The organism is Kitasatospora purpeofusca, from assembly GCF_000718025.1.
Lineage (GTDB): Bacteria > Actinomycetota > Actinomycetes > Streptomycetales > Streptomycetaceae > Kitasatospora > Kitasatospora purpeofusca.
In genome coordinates, this window is record NZ_JODS01000021.1 from 19,178 (window position 1) to 36,590 (window position 17,413).

Here is a 17,413-nt window from a genome sequence, read left to right on the forward strand (position 1 = left end):
ATTCCTGCGGGGCCGCCGTTCGGCGTTAGATTGTGTCGTACTGACGAAAAGGGGAGAGCGTGATGGACGACCGCAGCACGGCCGAAGTCGCCGACGTGGCGGAGGAGTGGGAGATCCGGGGGAGCACCACCCCCTTCCAGGGCCGGGTCACCGGGGTGCGCACCGAGGAGGTCCTGATGCCCGACGGCAGCTGGGCCCGCCGCGACTACCAGACCCACCCCGGGTCGGTCTCCGTCCTCGCCCTGGACGAGCGGCAGCGGGTGCTGATCCTGCGCCAGTACCGCCACCCCGTCCGCCAGCGCCTCTGGGAGCTGCCCGCCGGACTGCTCGACGTGCCCGGCGAGAACCCGCTGCACGCCGCCCAGCGCGAGCTGTACGAGGAGGCGCACTGCAAGGCCGGCGAATGGCGGGTGCTGGTCGACTTCTACACCTCGCCCGGCGGCACCGACGAGGCCCTGCGGCTCTTCCTCGCCACCGACCTGTCCGAGGCCGAGGGGGAGCGGTACGAGGCGCACGGGGAGGAACTGGAGCTGGAGTCCGCCCGGGTGCCGGTCGAGGAGCTCGTCCGGCTGATCCACGCCGGCGAGCTGCACAACCCGACCCTGATCACCGGGACCCTGGCGCTGTACGCGGCGCTGCACGGGCCCGGAGGGCTGGACGCGCTGCGGGCGGCGGACTCGCCGTGGCCCGCCAGGCCCTTTTAATTGGGCTCGGCTCGCCTCCGGGGCGCTTCCGTCCGGTGCCGACGGTCGGCGCTCCCTCGCTCCTTCGTCGCTCCCTCGCGCTCTCCCTTTCGGCACCGGCGCGCCCCTTCGGCTCGCTCGCGGTAGTGCCTGGCGGGGGTCACGGCGGGTGGGTGGGGGCTTGGGGCGCGGGGTTCGGTGACCGGTCGGCGTGCCCCTTCGGCTCGCTCGCGGTCCTGGCGGAGTGGGTGGGGACTCCTCGTGGTGGTCCGGGGTCGGGGCGGGTGAGTTCTGTCGGGTTGTCGGGCGGGATGGGGCCGGGGGGGTGATTTACCGGTTCGTACGACCGGATGTCACCTCGGTCGGGGCGGGCGGCCGAACTACGCTTCGCAGACGGGGCGTCCGTTGCGGGCGGCCGCCGGTCGGTGCTGGGTGACGTCGGGAGTGGCACGGGTGGCGAGGAAGACGGCGACCATGGAGGCCGGGACCGGCGCGCCCGTCGAGCGCGTTCCCGGGCTGGAGCGGCTGCCCGCCGGCCCCGCCCTGTTCGTCGGCCGGCGCACCGAGCTGGCCGCGCTCCGGGCCGCCGCCGCGCGTCCGGCCGAGGGCCGCAGTCCGGTGCTGGTGCTGGCCGGGCGGCCCGGTTCGGGCCGTACCGCGCTGGCCGTGCGGTTCGCCGTCACCGTCGCCGGCCAGTACCCCGACGGTGTGCTGTTCGCCCGGCTGTCCGCCCCCGACGGCGGCCGGGTGCCGCCCGCCAGGGCCGCCCGTCGGCTGCTGGAGCAGCTCGGCGCGGACACCGCCGACGTCCCGCTGCCCGGCGGCGCCGGGGACGGCCGGGACGACCCGGCGTGCGTCGCGCTGCGCGCCGCGCTGGCCGGGCGGCGGGTGCTGCTGGTGCTGGACGACGTCCGGGACGCCGGGCAGCTGTGGCCGCTGCTCGCGGACGAGCCCGGCTGCCTGGTGCTCGCCACCACGGCCGGGCCGCTCACCGGGATCGAGGACATCGACCCCGTCATCCTCGGCGGGCTCGACCGGACGGCCGCGGCCGAGCTGCTCGGCGACCTGGTCGGCGGCACCAGGATCGGCTGCGACCCGGTCGGCGCGGCGGACCTGGCGGAGGCCTGCGGCTCCCAGCCGGCGGCGCTGCGGCTGATGGCCGGGCGGCTGCGCGGCAAGCCGGAGCTGGCGGTGACGGAGGCGGCCAAGGAGCTGCTGCGGGCCGTCGCCGAGGCCGGGAAGGCGGAGCCGGACCGGGCCCCGGCGAACGACCCGGAGGGCGCGAAGGAGTCGGCGGAGCCTGCGGACCCGCCGGCCGGGAAGGGCAAGGGGAAGCGCGGGGCGGTCGTGACCGCTTCGGAGCCGGCCGCCGCGGTGGCCCCGCCGGCGGAGCCGCCACGCGACCCGGCCGCCTGGGTCCGGCCCGGGCCGGAACCCGCGGAACCCGTCCCGGTGCCCGACAACGACCCGCTGGTCGGCGCCTTCACCCTGGCCTACGCCGGTCTGACCGCCGCGCAGGCCCGGATGCTGCGCGCGCTCACCCTGGCCCCCGCCCAGTCCGCGGACCCGCGCACCGCCTCCGCGCTGGTCGGCTGTCCGGCCCCGGAGGCCGCGACGACCCTGGCCGCGCTCGCCGAGCGGGAGCTGCTGGCCGAGGAGCCGCCGGCCGCCGACGGCACCGCCCGCTACCGCGTCCCCGGCCGGCTCCACCCCCGGCTGGTCCGGCTGCGGGAGCGGGAGGACCGGCCCGCCGAGATCGAGCTGGCCCGGGCCAGGCTGCTGGAGCGGCTGGTCCGGCTCACCGAGTCGGCCCGCTCGCTGCTCGACCCGTCCGAGGGCGCCGGGCCCGATCCGCTGCCCGGCCCGCTGCGGCTGAAGTCCGCCGCCCACGCCAGGGAGTGGCTGCTCGGCGAGCGGGACCCGCTGCTCGGCGCGGTCGCCGACGCGATCGGCCAGGGCGATCTCGACGGTTCGGCGGGCCGGCTGGTCACCGCGCTGCTCCGGTCGCTGCCCTTGACCGGCGCCGCCGCCCCGGCCGACCTGCACCAGCTGCACGAGCTGGTGCTGACGGTGGCCGAGCGCCACGGCCGGCCGCGCCGGGCCTCGGCCGCGCTGCTCAACCTGGGCGACCTCCAGGCCGCCGCCGGACGCTGGGAACAGGCCTCCGGGCACTACCGGGCGGCCCTGGAGCACGCCAGGACCGCCGACGACGAGGCGCTCTGTGCCCGCGCGCTGGAGGGCGCGGCGGGCTGCCACCGGGCGCTCGGCGATGCCGTGCGCGCCGCCGATTGGTACGGCCGGGCGCTGGGTGTCCGGCAGTCGATGGGGGACCAGGCCGCCGAGGCCCGGCTGCTGGCCCGGGTGGCCGAGGCGCACGCGGCCCAGCGCCGGTTCGACGAGGCGGAGCGGGAGTACCGGGCATCGCTCTCGGTCCTGCGCCGGATCGGCGACGAACGGGGCCGGGAGGCCGTCGCCGTTGCCCTCGCCGAGCTGCGGGAACGGGTCTCCACCGGGTGGTAGGTCCCGGTTCGGGAGTATTGTCGAATATGCCCGGTCAGCGCGGCTTTGACAGGAAGATCGCGATGGAAGCCTACGAACCTGCCAATGAGCTCGGCAGATTTATTCACTTTGGAAGGCTGACAGGCCGCCTGGGCTTCATTACACTCGTACTCAGTCGCGCAGCGAGCCGTGCCCCGGTGCCATCCGGAGGCTTCCCCCCGTGCGCGTCGCCCGCCGGTCTTCTCCGGTAGGGACCCCCATGGCAAGAGGACGTGTTTAGCCGTGAAGGTCGGCATCCCCCGCGAGGTCAAGAACCACGAGTACCGCGTGGCCATCACGCCCGCCGGCGTGCATGAGCTCGTCCGCAACGGACACGAGGTCTACATCGAGGACAACGCCGGTGTCGGCTCCTCGATCCCGAACGAGGAGTACGTGGCCGCCGGCGCCACCATCCTCCCCACCGCCGACGAGGTGTGGGCCACCGCCGACCTGCTGCTGAAGGTCAAGGAGCCCATCGCGCAGGAGTACCACCGCCTGCGCAAGGGCCAGACGGTCTTCACGTACCTCCACCTGGCGGCCGACCGCGCCGGCACCGACGCGCTGGTCGCCTCCGGCACCACCGCCATCGCGTACGAGACCGTGCAGACCGCCAACGGCGCCCTGCCGCTGCTCGCCCCGATGTCCGAGGTCGCGGGCCGGCTGGCCCCGCAGGTCGGCTCGTACCACCTGATGCGCCCGGCCGGCGGCCGCGGCACCCTCCCGGGCGGCGTTCCCGGCACCCACCCGGCCAAGGCCGTCGTCATCGGTGGCGGCGTCTCCGGCTGGCACGCGGCCACCATCGCCATCGGCATGGGCTACGACGTGACCCTGCTGGACCGCGACATCAACAAGCTGCGCGAGGCCGACAAGATCTTCGGCACGAAGATCAAGGCCATCATGTCCAACTCCTTCGAGCTGGAGAAGGCCGTCATCGAGGCCGACCTGGTCATCGGCGCGGTGCTGATCCCGGGCGCCAAGGCCCCGAAGCTCGTCACCAACGAGCTGGTCTCCCGCATGAAGCCGGGCTCCGTGCTCGTCGACATCGCCATCGACCAGGGCGGCTGCTTCGAGGACTCGCACGCCACCACGCACGCCGAGCCGACCTTCCAGGTCCACAACTCGGTCTTCTACTGCGTGGCCAACATGCCGGGTGCCGTCCCGAACACCTCCACCTACGCGCTGACCAACGCGACGCTGCCGTACGTCGTCGAGCTGGCCAACCGGGGCTGGAAGGAGGCGCTGCGCCGCGACGCCGCGCTCGCCAAGGGTCTGAACGTCCACGAGGGCCAGATCACCTTCGCCGCCGTCGCCGAGGCGTTCGGCCTGGAGTCGGTCTCCCTGGAGTCCGTGCTCGCCTAGTACGACCCCGTGTCGCCCCCGACCCGATGTCCTCGGGTCGGGGGCTTCGCCGTGCCCGTCCGCGGGGTCACGCTGAGTCCCCGCGGAGGGTGTGAACGAGGGGTGAACCCCGTGGCGACTTCGGGGGCGGAACGGGTGGGTCGCTCTGTCGTCAATTTCTGTGGGTCGTGTCACCCCACCGCAGAAACGTTAGGGTCAAGGGCCCTCGCATCCCTTGACAGAGGGTTGCCCGATAGTCGACACATCCTGCCCACTACCGTGGATTGTGTTGCTGCGAACGCCTTGAACGGCCTAGAGTCGCAAACCGTCGGCATGCTGCCACGCTGACGAATCGACATAGAGTCCTGGATGCCCAAGGAGGTAAGACGACTTGTGAATGAGTCGACATTTGCTCCCGGGGGTGGTCAGCCAGGGCTGGCGGAGCACACCGCCGGCCAGCCGAGTGGGGAGTCCGGGGCCAGGCAGGCCTCCGTGGGCTCGGCCGAGGTCGGCTCGGTCGCTCTCCGTACTTTCGAAGCACGCCAGAACACAGCACAGGTGACCACGGTGACCGACTACGACGCCGAACTGCCGGCCCACGGCCTGGCCTACGGCGAGTTCGCCTACGGCGCCTACGACGACCCCGACGCCGAGTACGAGCCGGACCCGGAGTACGCGGCCACGCTCGCCCCCGACGCCGCGCGACAGCGCCGCGAGCGGATCGGCCCGACCGGACGTCCGCAGCCGTACTTCCCGATCCCGGCGCCGGTGGCCGAGCACGGCCCCGCCCAGATCATCGCGATGTGCAACCAGAAGGGCGGCGTCGGCAAGACCACGTCGACCATCAACCTGGGTGCCGCGCTCGCCGAGTACGGCCGCCGGGTGCTGCTCGTCGACTTCGACCCGCAGGGCGCCCTCTCCGTCGGACTCGGCGTCAACCCGATGGAACTCGACGTCACCGTCTACAACCTGCTCATGGAGCGCGGACTGACGGCCGATGAGGTGCTGCTGAAGACGGCCGTGCCGGGCATGGACCTGCTGCCGTCCAACATCGACCTCTCCGCCGCCGAGGTGCAGCTGGTCAGCGAGGTGGCCCGGGAGTCCGCGCTGGCGCGCGCCCTGCGGCCGCTGCTGCCCGACTACGACTACGTCATCATCGACTGCCAGCCCTCGCTGGGCCTGCTGACGGTCAATGCGCTGACGGCCGCTCACAGCGTGATCGTGCCGCTGGAGTGCGAGTTCTTCGCGCTGCGCGGTGTCGCGCTGCTCACCGAGACCATCGAGAAGGTCTGCGAGCGGCTCAACCCGGAGCTGCGGCTGGACGGCATCCTCGCCACCATGTACGACTCGCGCACCGTGCACAGCCGCGAGGTGCTGGCGCGCGTCGTCGAGGCGTTCGGCGAGCACGTCTTCCACACCGTCATCGGGCGGACCGTGCGCTTCCCGGAGACCACCGTCGCCGGCGAACCGATCACGACGTACGCGACCAATTCGGTCGGTGCCGCCGCCTACCGTCAGCTCGCCAGGGAGGTGCTCGACCGGTGCCGCCCCGCCGAGTGAGTCTCCCGGGGGCCGACGAGCTGTTCCGAACCACCGGCGGGATGGCGCTCTCGCCGTCCCTCGCGTCGCGTTCGGCCGTCGAGGCCCCCAGACCGGAGACCGCCCGGGCGGTCAACGGCGCCGGTGACCCGGACGGCGCCGAGGGCGCCGACGAGGTCACCGCGGCCGGTGGCGTCGGCCCGGCCGACGGCGGCGAGGGGCCGGAGCGCGCCGGGAGCGGCGCGGACCGGGCCGGGGACCAGGAGGGCGGCCGCCGGAGCGCGCGCCGCGAGACCGGTGCGGCGGGCGCGTCCGTGCCCGCCCCCGCACAGCCGGGCGGCCGGACCTCGGCCCCGGCGCCGCGCCAGCACGCCGGTGCGGTCGAGGACCAGACGGGTGCCGCCGGACGGCCCCGTCCGCGTGGCCGTGCCCCCCGCCGCCCCAGCGGGCGCGAGCGGCACGACGAGAAGATCACCGTGTACGTGTCCGCCGAGGAGCTGATGGACCTCGAACACACCCGGCTGGTGCTCCGCGGTGAGCACGGCCTGGCGGTGGACCGGGGCCGGATCGTGCGGGAGGCCATCGCGGTCGTCCTGGCGGACCTGGAGCAGCGCGGCGAGGCCAGCATCCTGGTGCGGCGGCTGCGCGGGCGCTGAGCCCGTGCCTCGGGGCCGCGGGGGGTCCGGGGCGGGTCGAGGTTCGCGCGGGGGCCGGTGGGGCCCGGAACGGCGGCTGTGCGGGCGCTGGGCGCCTGTCCCGGGGCCGCGGGGGGTTCGGGCGGGTCCCAGGGCCTTGCGTGGCCGCGCGGGCGGCTGCGGGGCCGGAGAGGACCGGCGTGTCGGCGGCCCCGGTGCCGGGCGGCCGGTGCCGCCGGGCGAAGATGGACCGTCATGCCGAGCACGTCCGAGAGCCCCGTCGTCGCCCAGGCCGCCGTCGTCGCTGCGGCGGAGCCCGGCGCGTCGGCCGCCGTGGGCGCCGGGGGCGGGGCGGGCGGAGCGGGTACCGACGGGCCGCAGGGCGGCTTCCGGGTCCGGCTGGACAACTTCGAAGGCCCGTTCGACCTGCTGCTGAGCCTGATCGCCAAGCATCGGATGGACGTCACCGAGGTGGCGCTGGCGACGGTCACCGACGAGTTCCTCGCCCACATCCGCGCCATGGGGCCGGACTGGGACCTGGACGCGGCGACCGAGTTCCTGGTGGTCGCCGCCACCCTCCTCGACCTCAAGGCGGCCCGGCTGCTGCCCGCCGCCGAGGTCGAGGACGAGGAGGACCTCGCCCTGCTGGAGGCGCGCGACCTGCTCTTCGCCCGGCTGCTCCAGTACCGGGCCTACAAGCGCGCGGCGGCCCTGTTCGGCGAGCGCTGGGCCGCCGAGCTGCTCCGGCGCCCTCGCAGCGTCGGCCTGGAGCCCCGGCACGCCGCGCTGCTGCCCGAGGTCGTGATCAGCATCGGCACCGAGCGCTTCGCGCAGCTCGCCGCCCGGGCGATGACGCCCAAGCCCCCGCCGGCCGTCTACGTCGACCACATCCACAGCCCGCCGGTGAGCGTGCGCGAGCAGGCCGGCCTGGTGGTCGACCTGCTGGCCGAGCTGGGCGAGGCCACCTTCCAGCGGCTGGTGGCGGACGCCCCGGACACCATGGTGGTGGTCGCCCGCTTCCTGGCCCTGCTGGAGCTGTACCGGGAGCGGGTGCTCGCCTTCGAGCAGCCGGACGCGCTCGGCGAGCTGGTGGTGCGCTGGGTGGCCGAGGCGGACCGGGGCGCGATCGAGGTGACCGACGAGTTCGACCGGCCGGCGGGCGAGGCGGCGGGCGAGGCGGCGGTGAAGGGCGAGGAGGACGGGCGATGACGGTCGGGAACGGCGAGGCGGGCGGTGGACGGCCGGCCAGGCGGGCGCTGGGGGTACCGGGGCAGCCGAGGGCCGAGGAGTGGCAGGAACCGGCTCCGAGCGTCCTGGAGGACGGTCCGGTGGCGGCTCCCGGGGCCGTCCCCGCGGTCATGGCCGCCGTGGCGGCCGTCACGGCCGAGGCGGTGGAGGTAGTGGCGGCGGTGGAGGTGGCCGCGGCGGTGCCGGTGGAGGTGGTGCACCAGAAGTCGGCTCCGTCGACTTCTCCGGAGCGGCTTCCCGAAGACCTTTCCGTGGATCTTCCCGGCCTCCCGGCGGCGGACGGGCCTGGGCTGCGGGCGGAGCTGGAGGCGATCCTGATGATCGTCGACGAGCCGGCCACCGAGGCCCACCTGGCCGCCGTGCTGGAGCGCCCGTGCGCGGAGGTGGCCTCGGCCCTGCGCGGGCTGTCCGCCGAGTACACCGCCCAGGGCCGCGGCTTCGACCTGCGGCAGGTGGCCGGGGGCTGGCGTTTCCACAGCCGCGCCACCTGCGCTCCTGCCGTCGACCGCTTCGTCCTGGACGGCCAGCAGGCCCGTCTGACCCAGGCGGCGCTGGAGACCCTGGCGGTGGTCGCCTACCGGCAACCGGTGTCCAGATCGCGGGTCTCCGCCGTCCGCGGTGTGAACTGTGACGGTGTGATGCGTACCCTGGTACAGCGAGGACTGGTGGAAGAGGCCGGATCCGAGCCCGAAACAGGTGCGATCCTGTATCGGACGACGAACTACTTCCTGGAACGGATGGGGCTCCGCGGCCTGGACGAGCTGCCGGAGCTCGCCCCGTTCCTGCCCGAGGTCGACGACGTGGAAGCGGAGTCCCTGGAGGGCACGATGATCGCGGAGGCGGTCGCCGCCGCTGCCGCGAAGGCTGCGGACGGCAGTGGCGAGGCCGGTCGGGCTGCGCCTGATCGGTAGGGGGCGGTGAGGTCGGCCGAAACGACCGCACAGCCCAAGACGGTAACGACGTACGGACACTTTGATGCGTAGCAGTGGCAACGGCAGGAACAGCAGCGGCGGCGGCAGCGGTCGCGGCGGACAGGGCGGGGACCGGGGCGGCTCCTACGGGGGCGGCTCGGGCCGCGGCGGCTCGGGAGAGCGCGGGGGTTCGTACGGCGGTGGCTCCGGCTCCGGCCGCGGTGGCTCCGGCGCGCCCCGCGGTGGCTCCGGTGCGGGCCGTCCGGGCACCGGCTCGGGCCGTCCCGGTTCCGGTGCGGGTCGTCCGGGCGCCGGCTCCGGCTCCGGCTCGTACGGTCGCCGTGACGACCGGCGCGACGATCGCCGTGACGACCGGCGCGACGACCGCCGTGACGACCGTCGCTTCCCGGACCGCCCGCTGCGGCCCGAGGAGCGCAGGTACGACCGTCCCGAGTTCGGCGGCGGCCCCAACGCCACCCCGGCCCGCGGCAGCTACACCGGGCGTCGGCCCGGCCCGGCCCCCCGGCCGCGCCGCGAGGGCGCGCCCGCCCCGGGCGACCCGCGCCGCCAGCCGCAGCGCTCGCGCGAGCTCCAGGCCCGGATCGAGGACGCCGTCCTGGCCCGCCACGACAAGCCGGCCGTGAAGCTGCCGAAGACCTTCGGCGAGCCCGAGGGCGAGCGACTGCAGAAGGTGCTGGCCCGGGCCGGCATCGGCAGCCGCCGCGCCTGCGAGGAGCTGATCGACCAGGGCCGGGTCGAGGTCAACGGCAAGCGCGTCACCGAGCAGGGCAAGCGGGTCGACCCGCAGAACGACGAGATCAAGGTCGACGGCCTGACCGTCGCCACCCAGTCGTACCTGTTCTTCGCGCTGAACAAGCCGGCCGGCGTGGTCTCCACCATGGAGGACCCGGACGGCCGCCAGTGCCTCGGCGACTACGTGACCAACCGGGAGACCCGGCTGTTCCACGTCGGCCGCCTGGACACCGAGACCGAGGGCATCATCCTGCTCACCAACCACGGTGAGCTGGCCCACCGCCTCACCCACCCCCGGTACGGCGTGACCAAGACCTACCTGGCCGCCATCCAGGGCCCGATCCCGCGCGACCTGGGCAAGCAGCTCGCCAAGGGCATCGAGCTGGAGGACGGCTACGCCCGCGCCGACAGCTTCAAGGTGGTCTCGAACGTCGGCAAGAACTACCTGGTCGAGGTGACCCTGCACGAGGGTCGCAAGCACATCGTCCGCCGGATGCTGTCCGAGGCGGGCTTCCCGGTCGAGAAGCTGGTCCGCACCCACTTCGGGCCGATCGCGCTCGGTGACCAGAAGTCCGGCTGGCTGCGCCGGCTGACCAACCCCGAGGTCGGTCAGCTGATGCGCGAGGTCGGGCTGTAACACCCCGACCCCCGGGTCCCCGGAGGGCCTCCCCGCCACTCGGCGGGGAGGCCCTCCGTCGTTCGGCGGATCTGCTGTGAAGCGGGCCGCATCGTGGGGTGATCACCTTGTCAGCCCGGTGATCCGTGGCCGAGGATTGCCACCTGACCGCGACCCGCCGGGTGGCGGGAGTGCGCCACCCGGGGCGGGGGGCGAGAGGCGAACGGGGGAGCGACGCCGTGTCCGATGCACCACTCAGCGCTCTGGGACTGGCCGGGCCCGACGGGCGGGTCTACGCGGCGCTGGTGGCCAACCCGCAGTCCACGGCCGAGGACCTCGCCGGGCTCTGCGAACTGACGCCCCAGCAGAGCCTGCGGGCCCTGGACCGGCTCGCCCAGCAGGGCATGGCCACCCGGGCCCCGGTGGACCGCCAGCGCTTCCTGCCGGTCGCCCCGGACGTGGCGATCGGCACCCTGATCGGCCACCGGGAGTCCGAACTGCGGCACGCCCGGGCCGAGATGCACCGGCTGATGGACGCCTTCCGGGAGGCGTCCCGGTACACCGACCCGGCGCACTCGGTCGAGGTGCTGACCGGCGGCGAGGCGATAGCCCAGCGCCTGGAGCACATCACCGGGACCAGCCAGTACCAGATCCGCGGCTTCGACTGCCCGCCCTACATCCAGGACCCGGTCGCCAACATCCCGCTGCAGCGGCAGCGGCTGGGCGAGGGCGTGCGGTTCCGGACGATCTACGACCGGGAGGCGGTGGCCTGGCCGGGCCGGCTGGAGAAGAACATCCTGGCCGGGGTCGCCGACGGGGAGGAGGCCAGGGTCAGGCCGGTGCTCCCGATGAAGATGGTCATGTCGGACGACCGGATGGCGATCATCCCGATCAGCGTCGGCGACAGCGTCCTCGACGCCGCCTACGTGATCCACCCCTCGGCCCTGCTCCAGGCCCTGGACACGCTCTTCGAGGCGGAGTGGGAGCGGGCCGTTCAGCTGCAGGCCGCGATCGGCTCCGGGGACGGGGCGCTGGAGCCGGAGGCCGACCACCGCAAGCTGCTCGGCCTGCTGGCGGCCGGCCTCACCGACGAGTCGATCGCCCGCTCGCTGGGCTGGAGCGCCCGGACCACCCAGCGCCGGCTCCAGTCGCTGATGCGCGAGCTGGGCGCCACCACCCGTTTCCAGGCCGGGATGGCGGCCCGGGAGCGGGGCTGGCTGTAGGGCGTGACCGTCGGAGCCCGCCGGGCGGGGCGTCAGCTCCAGGGGGAGAGGGACACCCAGCGGCCGTCCGGGCCCCGCTCGACCTTCTCCAGGCCGACCACGGCCGTGCGGTTCAGCCGCCCGTAGATGTGCGGGAACAGCACCCCGGGAGCGGCCCCGGGCGGCGGTGCGCCGTTCGGGGCCTCCCACTTGACCATCGGTTCCACCAGCGACTCCTCGATCAGCAGCGCCATCAGGGGTCCGCGGGTGTCGGCGAAGAAGGCGTTGGCCACGGCCAGCGCGGTCGGCTCGTCCGCCGAGCAGTGGATGAACCCGTCGGTGAGCAGCGAGGCGGTCGCGTACGGCCGCCCGGGGTCGGCCAGCCAGTCGTCCAGGGGAGTGAGGTGCAGGATCATGCTCCTGTTGTACCTGTTCCGGCCGGACCCGGGCGGGCGCCCGGGCCGCCGCCGCTCACAGGCCCGCCACCTTCGAGGAGGCGGAGATCTCGTACACCAGGGTCAGCGTGCGGCGGGCGCCCGGGCCGAGCGGGACGTCCCAGCGCACGATGCCCTCGGCGTCGAAGGCGTCCGGCACGGGTGAGCACTCCTCCTTGCGCAGCCGCACCTCCACCGCCGCCACCTCGGAGACCGGCACCCGTTCGCGCACCGCTACCAGCTGCTCGTCCCGCTCCTCCGGGCCGGAGAACCGGGACAGGTGCAGCCGCACCGTGCGGGTGGTCACCGAACGCTGGCTCAGGCCCGCGGTGGACCGGCGCTCCTCGGTCTCCCGCACCACCCGGTAGCCGTCCGAGCTGCCGAAGGACAGCTCGGTGTCGGCGCCCGCCGCGGTGAACGGCAGCTGCCCGCGCCCGGTGAACCCGCTGCCGCGGACCAGCTCGACCGGCCCGGCGAGCAGCGGGTGCCCGGCCGTGTTGCGGAACCGGACCACCTGGGTCACCAGCGGAGACAGCTCCGGCGAGCAGGTGAACTCGCTGTGCGCCGGACCGTCGAAGGAGGCCAGCGGCACCCGGTGCGCCTTGCCGTCGGACGGCACGGTGGCCGGGGCCGGGGCGTGCAGCACCCGCACCTCGCCGCCGTCGTCCACGCCCGGCACCACGCCGTCCGGGCCCAGTTCGGAGATCGCCTCCTCGCGCAGCTCGACCTCGACGGCGCGCTTCTCCTCGGTGGTGCGCTCGCGCAGGACCAGTACGTCCTCGGCGAGCGCCGGCGGTTCGGTGGCAAATGCCGACCGGGCGGTGGAGAAGGTCAGCCGGGCCCCGTCCCAGGACTCGCCGGTGCGCTGCCAGACCACCGCCTCGGACTCCAGCCGCAGCACGCCGTCGGCCAGCGTGGCGCGGTAGGACGGCCGCCACAGGGCGCACGGCACCAGGTGGTGCACGGTGAGCCGGGCCGGGCCGGCCGCGGCGGCCTCGACGGTGAGTTCGAGGTGGGCGACGAGTTCGGCGGGCCGCTCCTCGGACTCCTCCAGGGCGCCGAGCGCCGCGGCGCGGTCCACCTCCAGCCGGCGCAGCCGGACCCGGGCGGCGCGCAGCTCCTCGCCGTGCTGCTCGCGGCCGGTGTCGACCCGGTCCAGCTCGCGGTGCCAGCGGGTGCGTTCGACCTCGCCGGCGCCGGCGCCCTCGCCGACCTCCCGCAGCAGGTCGGCGCTGAGCTGGGCGAGCAGGGCCAGCCGGGCCTCCAGCCGGTCGGCCAGCCGCTCCTCCTCGCGGATCCGGACCTCCAGCGCGTGCAGCCGGTGGCGCAGCTCGGAGTCCTCCGGGCCGGGCGGCAGGGGTGCGCGGGGCGTCCAGGCGCGGGTGATCCGGGCGTCCAGGACGCGGACGCCCGGGGTGTCCGACTCGGCGCGCAGGGTGCGGTCGACGGCGAGGGCGGTGAGCGGGCCGAGCCGCAGCCGCTGGACGCCGGCGGCGAGGTCCGGGGTGGCGGTGCGGCCGATCCGGGCGCGGTCCTCCAGGCAGGTGACGGTGGTGACGGGAAGGGTCGTGACGGGGTGCTGCGGGGTCGTGGGGGCGGTGGTTCCTGGGGTGCCTGGCCCCGGGGCGCCCGCGCTCGCGGCGCCGGGGAGGGGGGTGACGGTCATCGTTCAGTTCCTCCGGTTTCCGCCGACGATGGCCTTTCCGGCCGGGATTCTGATCTGGTAGCCGCCGTCCAGCTCGGCCCGGCCGCCCGGCGGCAGGTCGACCCGCCGGAGCCGGGTGCCGGGCGGGCACTCGGGGGACGGTTCGTCCGGTGCGTGCCAGCCGGGCCGTTCCTCGATCCGGACATCGGCGTCGGAGCTGACCGGTACCCGTTCGCGGACCTCGACGGTGACCGGGCGGCCGAGCCGGTTGGCCAGTTCGACGCGCACCCGGTGGTCGAGCACGGTGCTGCTGTTCAGCATGCCCGCGGTGGACTCGTGCAGCTCGGTACGGCGCGTCACCTCGACCGACTCGGCGACACCGATGCCCAGTCGGCGCACACCGCCGGGGGCGAGGGTGGGCAGGGCCCCGGTGAGCAGGAACTCGTCGTCGACGGTCACCTCGACCGGGCCGGCGAGCACGGCGCGGGCGGTGGCGTTGGTGAGCACCAGGGTCGCGTAGACCTGCTCCTCGACCGCCGGCACGGCGACGTACTCGGGCCGGACGCTCACCGCGATGTCGTCGATCGTGACGGTGTGCCAGGTGCCGTCGGACGGGATGTCGGCGGGCGCGGCGGCGTCGAAGCGGTGGTCGAAGGAGCCGGCCGAGACTCTCGGCGGCACCGCGTGCTGCGGCATCGGGAGGCGCTGCAGCCGGGCGCCGTACGGGCCGACCGCCGTCCGGATCCCGGCGCCCGGACGGAACGCCCGCTGCAGGGTGCCGCGCCGGTCGGCGTCCCCGTCCGGGCCGAGCAGTTCGAGCAAGGGGTAGTCGAGCAGCCGTTCGTCCGGGACCGGCGGACCGGGCGGGGGACCGGACGGGGCGGGCGCGCCGGCGAGGAGGAAGTCGGCCTCCTCGGCGAATCCGGCGGGGCCGGCCGCTCCGGCGGCTCCGACGGCTTCCGAGGTGAAGGCGGCGCGGACGCGGCGGGCCTCGGGCGGCATCGGTCCCCCGCCGTAGCCGCCGAACCCGGACGGCTCGTCGGCCGCGCGCATGCCGCCCTGGGTGCCGCCGCGGGCCCCGGGGCCGCGGGGGCGGGAGCCGAAGCCGCCCGGGGCCTGGGGGGCCGGGGGCGGGAAGGAGCCCGGGGCGGGGAACGAGGCCGCGGGGGCCGGGGGCGGGGGCGGCACGGCGACGGTCGGGCTGACCGGGGCCGACACCGCGAGCGGCGCCCCGGGGGAGAGCAGCGGACGGTCCGGGACCGGGCGCGGGCCGACCGCGTCGTACGCCGAGAACAGGTCGGACAGTCCGGCCGGGGGCTCGCGCCAGCCGGAGGGCGGCGGGGCCGGCTGGCTGCGGCCGATCCGCAGTGAGCGCAGCTTGGGCAGGTCGGTGCGGCGTTCCAGGTCGGCGGTGGAGAGCGCGAGGCGGACGCCGGTCCAGTCCTCGTCGGTCTGCTGGGCGACGGAGGCGCGCAGGAGCAGGCGGCCGCTGTCGTCGCCCTGGCGGTAGGACAGCCGGTAGGAGGGCACCCAGCGGGCGGCCTGGACGGTGTACTCCAGCTCGATGTCCAGCTCGGGGGTGATGGCGTCGGTGGTGTCGGTGGCGTCGGTGGGGGCGCTGGTGGTGAGGGTGAGCAGGGCGGTGGTGGCGGTCGTGATCGCCTCCTGCGGGTCGGCGGTGGTCGCCCGGGCGATCCGGTCGGCGAGCAACTCGGTCTCGTGCTCGGCGAGTTCGATGTCCCGGGTGAGCAGCTCGGCGCGCCCGTGGAGCCGTTCGAGGCGTTCGTCGACGAAGTCGGCCAGTTCGAGCCAGGCGTCGGCCGGCGTACGGCGCAGCGGCTCGTCGCGGCGCCGGGCCGGCGGGACGGCGCGCAGCGCGGTGGTCTCGGCGACGGCGGCGAGCACCAGCCGGAGGCGTTCCCGCAGCGTGCTCTCGTGCTCCCTGGCCGCGTCCAGCCGCAGGCGCAGTTCGGGCAGCTCGGAGGGGTCGCGGAGTTCGGCGACCGCCTCCAGCCGGGCCCCGGTGACGGCGGTGCCGGCCGGGCCGGCGAGGACCCGGGCACGCAGCGAGCGTTCGTCGAGTCTTCCGGGCAGGCCGGTCAGCCGGACCCGGCCGTCCGGGGGCAGGGCCACCCGGGCCCGGCGGCGGCAGACCGCGCCGGAGGCGTGGACGACGACGGAGTCCAGGACCGAGGGGACGGTCGGGACGGTGCTTCCTCCTGCGGTTCCTCCGCCGGTTCCCCTGCCGGTTCCTTCTGCGGTGTTCCCGATGTCCGAACCGATGTCGGAACCGGTGGTGGTGCTGTGGTCCTGCGGTTGATGCTGGTCGCTGCTGTGCTGATCGTTCACCCGGCCAACCCCTTCGTCGCGTACCTTCGGCGCCGAGCGCGCGCCGAGCCTTCTCCCGGGCGGCCCATCCTGCCGTGTGCCCGTTCCCGCGTCCCCGGTTTTACGTCGTGCGTGGCGTGCGGTCGGCCGCGCTCGAGCGGTGGCGTCCGGCCCGTGTCGTTCGGCCGGTCCGTGTGGGGGCGGTGCCGGGGGCGGGTGGTGCGGGTCCGTGTGAGTGGGGACGGCCGCGGGGCCCGGTGCGGTTGCGGGTGGCGGCCGCGTGGGCGGTGGCGATGGGGGAGGATAAGGCGGACCCGGTCCGCAGTCCGTTCCGCGCCGCTCCGTGCCGGTCCTTGATGCCCCGTGCTGTTCCGTTCCGTTCCGTTCTGTGAGGAGAGCCACCCCGCCATGCGCACAGCTGTCGTCGTCGGTACCGGACTCATCGGCACCTCCGCCGCGCTCGCCCTCACCGGACGGGGTCTGACCGTCCATCTGGAGGACGCCGACCCGGACGCCGCCCGCACCGCCGCCTCGCTGGGCGCCGGCACCACCGAGCCGGCCGACGGCCCGGTGGACCTGGCGATCATCGCCGTCCCGCCCGCGCTGGTCGGCAAGGTGCTCGCCGACTGCCAGCGCCGCGGCCTGGCGGAGTACTACACCGACGTCGCCAGCGTGAAGGACGGTCCGCGGGCCGAGATCGCCGCGCTCGGCTGCGACACCGTCCACTACCTCGGCAGCCACCCGATGGCCGGGCGGGAGCGCTCCGGCCCGCTGGCCGCCCGGGCCGACCTGTTCGAGGGACGGCCGTGGGTGCTCACCCCGACCCCCGACACCGACACCGGGACGCTGAACGCCGTCCTCGAACTGGTCGCGCTCTGCGGGGCCATGCCGATCGTCATGGACGCCGCGGCCCACGACCGCGCGGTCGCCCTGGTCTCGCACGCCCCCCAGCTGCTCTCCTCGCTGGTCGCCGCCCGGTTGGAGCACGCCGACGAGACGGCCATAAGGCTCTCCGGCCAGGGCGTCCGGGACGTCACCCGTATCGCTGCCTCCAACCCCGCGATGTGGGTGGACATCCTGTCCGCCAACGCGGGCGCGGTGGCGGACGTGCTGGCGGAGTTCGCCACCGACCTCGAGGAGACCGTCACCGCGCTGCGTGCCCTGCAGGCCGCCGAGGAGGCCGAGCGGCGGGGCGGCACGGCGGGCATCGAGGCGGTCATGCGGCGCGGCAACACCGGCCAGGCCCGGATCCCGGGCAAGCACGGCGCACCGCCCACCCGGTACGAGACCGTCGCCGTCGTGCTCGGTGACCAGCCCGGTGAGCTGGGCCGGCTGTTCGGCGAGGTCGGCGCGGCCGGCGTCAACATCGAGGACGTCGTGATCGAGCACTCGACCGGCCAGCAGGTGGGCTTCGTCCAGCTCGCGGTGGCGCCGGGGGCGGTCCGGGCGCTGACGGCGGCGCTGCGGGCGAGCGGGTGGAGCGTCCGGGACTGAGTTCCCTGCCCTGGTCCCTGGTCCTTGGTCCTTGGCTTTGGCCCTTCTG

The 17,413-nt window shown here is 75.0% G+C and carries 13 protein-coding genes; 10 read left to right on the forward strand and 3 right to left on the reverse strand.

Annotated features, from left to right (window positions below; genetic code table 11):
- The first annotated feature begins 62 nt into the window (after positions 1 to 62).
- The 9 genes from IF01_RS0126710 to IF01_RS0126755 all read left to right on the forward strand — a co-directional run bounded on the left by IF01_RS0126710 (position 63) and on the right by IF01_RS0126755 (position 11,484).
- Complete coding sequence (locus tag IF01_RS0126710) at positions 63 to 704, forward strand: NUDIX domain-containing protein (protein WP_030396094.1); 642 nt, start codon at positions 63 to 65, stop codon at positions 702 to 704.
- 432 nt (positions 705 to 1,136) lie between these two features.
- On the forward strand, positions 1,137 to 3,203 hold the full coding sequence (locus IF01_RS0126720) for a tetratricopeptide repeat protein (protein ID WP_157855348.1): 2,067 nt from the start codon (positions 1,137 to 1,139) through the stop codon (positions 3,201 to 3,203).
- A 261-nt stretch (positions 3,204 to 3,464) separates the two neighbouring features.
- Positions 3,465 to 4,580: an alanine dehydrogenase gene (ald, locus tag IF01_RS0126725; protein ID WP_030396096.1), complete on the forward strand. Its 1,116-nt coding sequence runs from the start codon at positions 3,465 to 3,467 to the stop codon at positions 4,578 to 4,580.
- Positions 4,581 to 5,051: 471 nt separating this feature from the next.
- Positions 5,052 to 6,119, forward strand: a complete 1,068-nt coding sequence (locus tag IF01_RS0126730; protein WP_030396097.1) for a ParA family protein — start codon at positions 5,052 to 5,054, stop codon at positions 6,117 to 6,119.
- Between the two features lie 41 nt (positions 6,120 to 6,160).
- Positions 6,161 to 6,754: a hypothetical protein gene (locus tag IF01_RS0126735; protein WP_078880338.1), complete on the forward strand. Its 594-nt coding sequence runs from the start codon at positions 6,161 to 6,163 to the stop codon at positions 6,752 to 6,754.
- 234 nt (positions 6,755 to 6,988) lie between these two features.
- Positions 6,989 to 7,942: a segregation and condensation protein A gene (locus tag IF01_RS0126740; protein ID WP_078880324.1), complete on the forward strand. Its 954-nt coding sequence runs from the start codon at positions 6,989 to 6,991 to the stop codon at positions 7,940 to 7,942.
- 356 nt (positions 7,943 to 8,298) lie between these two features.
- Positions 8,299 to 8,892 carry an SMC-Scp complex subunit ScpB gene (scpB, locus tag IF01_RS44275; RefSeq protein ID WP_233290122.1) on the forward strand — a complete coding sequence of 198 codons (594 nt, stop codon included), beginning with the start codon at positions 8,299 to 8,301 and terminating at the stop codon, positions 8,890 to 8,892.
- Positions 8,893 to 8,956: 64 nt separating this feature from the next.
- Complete coding sequence (locus tag IF01_RS0126750) at positions 8,957 to 10,282, forward strand: pseudouridine synthase (RefSeq protein WP_030396101.1); 1,326 nt, start codon at positions 8,957 to 8,959, stop codon at positions 10,280 to 10,282.
- Positions 10,283 to 10,500: 218 nt separating this feature from the next.
- Positions 10,501 to 11,484 carry a helix-turn-helix domain-containing protein gene (locus tag IF01_RS0126755; protein ID WP_051740734.1) on the forward strand — a complete coding sequence of 328 codons (984 nt, stop codon included), beginning with the start codon at positions 10,501 to 10,503 and terminating at the stop codon, positions 11,482 to 11,484.
- Between the two features lie 32 nt (positions 11,485 to 11,516).
- Here the strand turns inward: IF01_RS0126755 and IF01_RS0126760 are convergent, their stop codons facing one another.
- Genes IF01_RS0126760 through IF01_RS0126770 form a run of 3 tightly spaced genes read right to left on the reverse strand, consistent with a single transcriptional unit; the run spans position 11,517 to position 15,891 of the window.
- On the reverse strand, positions 11,517 to 11,879 hold the full coding sequence (locus IF01_RS0126760) for a DUF952 domain-containing protein (protein WP_030396103.1): 363 nt from the start codon (positions 11,877 to 11,879) through the stop codon (positions 11,517 to 11,519).
- Between the two features lie 55 nt (positions 11,880 to 11,934).
- Positions 11,935 to 13,563: a DUF4139 domain-containing protein gene (locus IF01_RS0126765; protein ID WP_030396104.1), complete on the reverse strand. Its 1,629-nt coding sequence runs from the start codon at positions 13,561 to 13,563 to the stop codon at positions 11,935 to 11,937.
- 3 nt (positions 13,564 to 13,566) lie between these two features.
- Entirely contained in the window at positions 13,567 to 15,891 is a 2,325-nt protein-coding gene (locus IF01_RS0126770) for a DUF4139 domain-containing protein (RefSeq protein WP_244215637.1), read from the reverse strand.
- A gap of 387 nt (positions 15,892 to 16,278) precedes the next feature.
- Between IF01_RS0126770 and IF01_RS0126775 the strand changes: the two genes are divergently transcribed.
- Positions 16,279 to 17,364, forward strand: a complete 1,086-nt coding sequence (locus IF01_RS0126775) for a prephenate dehydrogenase (protein WP_030396106.1) — start codon at positions 16,279 to 16,281, stop codon at positions 17,362 to 17,364.
- Positions 17,365 to 17,413: the final 49 nt, after the last annotated feature.